This is a genomic window from Frankia sp. AiPs1 (genome assembly GCF_023716945.1).
Classification (GTDB): Bacteria; Actinomycetota; Actinomycetes; order Frankiales; family Frankiaceae; genus Frankia.
The window spans coordinates 1-2,984 of the sequence record NZ_JAMQQF010000671.1 but is presented as its reverse complement, the minus strand read 5'-3'; the positions used below and the strand labels follow the sequence as shown (position 1 = coordinate 2,984).

Below are 2,984 nucleotides of genomic sequence, written 5' to 3'. Positions count from 1 at the left end.
CCGGTGCCCCGCCCCGGCGGCGCGCCGGCTCCCGGCGGGGGACCCGGGCCGGCCACGGCCCAGGCCGGTCGGGATCTGCCGGCCGGACCGCTGGGGGTTCGGTTCGCCGGGGTCGGGTTCGCCTATCCCGACGGGCCGCCGGTGCTGCGCGACGTCGACCTGGAGATCGCCCCACGCACGCGGGTGGCGGTGGTCGGCGAGACCGGATCCGGCAAGACGACCCTGGCCAAGCTGCTCACCCGCCTGATGGATCCGACCACGGGCATCGTGCGCATCGGCGGTGTGCCACTGCGCGAGGTGCGGTTCGCCTCGTTGCGCGGCCGGGTGCTGCTCGTGCCGCAGGACGGCTTCCTGTTCGACCTCACGATCGCCGACAACGTCCGCTACGGCCGACCTGGGGCGGACGACAAGGCCGTCCGCACCGCCTTCGAGGCACTGGGCCTCGCCGACTGGCTCGCCGGGCTGCCGGCGGGGCTCGCGACCCGGGTGGGGGAGAGCGGGTCGCGGCTGTCGGCCGGCGAGCGGCAGCTTGTCGCGTTGGCCCGCGCCCGGCTGGCCGATCCGGATCTGCTGGTCCTGGACGAGGCGACCTCCGCGGTGGATCCCGAGACCGAGGTGCGTCTGTCGGCGGCACTGGCCGAACTGACCCGGGACCGCACCTCGGTGACGATCGCGCACCGGCTGTCGACGGCGGAGGCCGCGCAGGACGTCGTCGTCGTGGACGCCGGGCGCATCGTGCAACGAGGCCATCACCGTACGTTGGTCGCCGTGCCCGGGGTGTACCGCCGGATGCACCAGTCCTGGGCGGCGGGTGTCGGGGCGGTCGCGGTGGGTCCGGCGGCAGCGGCGGGACTGGATGCGGAGATGGTGGCCGCGGTGGCGCCGGTCGGGTCGGTGGACGTGCGGCCCGCCCCGCCGGCGCGGACGAGCAGAATGGAGCCGTGACCGTACGTCCATCCGCTCTGGATCCCGTCATCGCCAGCCGCCTGCGTCGCAACGACGCCGGTCTGTTCCCGGCCATCGCCCAGCAGCACGACACCGGCGAGGTGCTGATGCTCGGGTGGATGGACGACGAGGCGCTGCATCGCACACTGACCACCGGGCGGGCCACGTACTGGAGCCGCAGCCGCGGGGAGTACTGGGTCAAGGGGGACACCTCCGGCCACCAGCAGTGGGTCCGCTCGGTCGCCCTCGACTGCGACGGCGACACTGTCCTCGTCCGGGTGGAGCAGGTCGGCCCCGCCTGCCACACCGGCACCCGGACCTGCTTCGACGCCGATCCGCTGCCCGCGCACGTGGCCAACCCGGGCGTCGCGGCCGACGCCGGGTCGGCCCGATGACCACCGGGCGGATCCTCCCGGACCGGGCCGCCTTCCACGCTGCCGCCGGCGGCCGCCCGGTTGTCGCCGTCACCCGTCGGCTGCTCGCCGACGGGGAGACCCCGGTCGGTATCTACCGCAAGCTCGCCGGCGGGCCGGGCACGTTTCTGCTCGAGTCCGCCGAGCACGGTGGGGTGTGGTCGCGGTACTCGTTCATCGGGGTGCGGGCCGCGGCGACGCTCACCGAACGCGACGGCCAGGCGGTCTGGGTCGGCACTCCGCCGCCCGGCGTGCCCACCGAGGGCGACCCGCTGGACATCCTGCGCGCGGTGGAACGCTCCCTGCACGCGGCCAACGATCCCGACGCCCCGCCGCTGATGGGCGGCCTCGTCGGCTACCTCGGCTACGACATCGTCCGCCGCATCGAGCGGCTGCCCTCGCACGCCGTCGACGATCTCGGTCTGCCGGAGCTGCGGATGCTGCTCACTACGGACCTCGCCGTCCTCGACCACGCCGACGGCTCGTGCCTGCTGGTCGCCAACGTCTTCACGGGGGCCTCCGCCCCCGGCGGTGATCTGGCCACGCCCGGCGGTGATCTGGTCGCGCTCGACGGTGATCCGACCGAGCCCACCCGCCGGGACCTCGACGCCCTGTACGACGATGCGGTGGCCAGGCTGGACGCGATGACCAGCGATCTGGCGAAGTGGAGCGAGCCGACGGTGGCGACGACCAGCGGGGCCGCCGCCGGGATCGGTGACTTCGTCTCCGCCACGCCGCCCGGTGCCTTCCAGGCGGCGGTCGAGCGGGCCATCGAGGAGATCCGTGCCGGGGAGTGCTTCCAGATCGTGATCTCCCAGCGCTTCGAGCGGACGACCGCCGCCGATTCCCTCGACGTCTACCGGGTGCTGCGCACGACGAACCCGAGCCCGTACATGTATCTGCTGAAGTTCGGTGACCACGACGTGGTCGGCTCCTCGCCGGAGGCGCATGTCAAGGTCACCGGGCGACGGGCGCTGCTGCATCCCATCGCGGGCAGCCGCCCCCGGGGCGCGACGCCGGAACGCGACGCGCAGCTCGCGGCGCAGCTGCTCGCAGATCCGAAAGAGCGCTCGGAGCACGTGATGCTCGTCGATCTGGTCCGCAATGATCTCGGCCGGGTCTGCGTGCCCGGTTCGGTGCGCGTCGTCGAGTTCGCCGCGGTGGAACGGTTCTCGCACATCATGCATATCGTCTCCACGGTGATCGGTGAGGTGGCGCCGGAACGCAGCGCCGTCGACGTGCTCACCGCGACCTTTCCGGCGGGCACGCTCTCCGGGGCGCCGAAGGTGCGAGCGATGGAGGTCATCGACGAGCTCGAGCCCACGCGCCGCGGCCTCTACGGCGGCGTGGTCGGCTATCTGGACTTCGGCGGCGACCTGGACACCGCCATCGCGATCCGCACCACCGTGCTGCGCGACGGCGTGGCCTATGTCCAGGCTGGCGCCGGGATCGTCGCCGACTCCGATCCCGACGCCGAGGACCTGGAGAGCCGCACGAAGGCAGCGGCGGTCCTGCGCGCGATCGAGGTCGCCGAGTCGCTGCGGCCCGATCAGCAGCCGGGCGTACGGGTCGACCAGCAGCTTCGCCGGGTTGTAGCGCTGGCCCCGGCCCGGGTCGTACGGGCCG

At 73.5% G+C, this 2,984-nt stretch carries 3 protein-coding genes; all 3 read left to right on the top strand.

Going from position 1 to position 2,984, the window contains the following annotated elements; all coding sequences use genetic code 11:
* Nucleotides 1-945 (top strand): ABC transporter ATP-binding protein (locus tag ND748_RS29165; protein ID WP_251749407.1); only part of this gene is annotated, 945 nt, incomplete at its 5' end.
* The gene (gene hisI / locus ND748_RS29160) at nt 942-1,340 is read left to right on the top strand and encodes a phosphoribosyl-AMP cyclohydrolase (protein WP_251749405.1); all 399 of its coding nucleotides are present in this window, start codon (nt 942-944) and stop codon (nt 1,338-1,340) included. The genes ND748_RS29165 and hisI, both read left to right, overlap by 4 nt.
* Nucleotides 1,337-2,984: anthranilate synthase component I (locus tag ND748_RS29155; RefSeq protein ID WP_251749404.1), on the top strand; the 1,648-nt coding region annotated here is incomplete at its 3' end. The genes hisI and ND748_RS29155, both read left to right, overlap by 4 nt.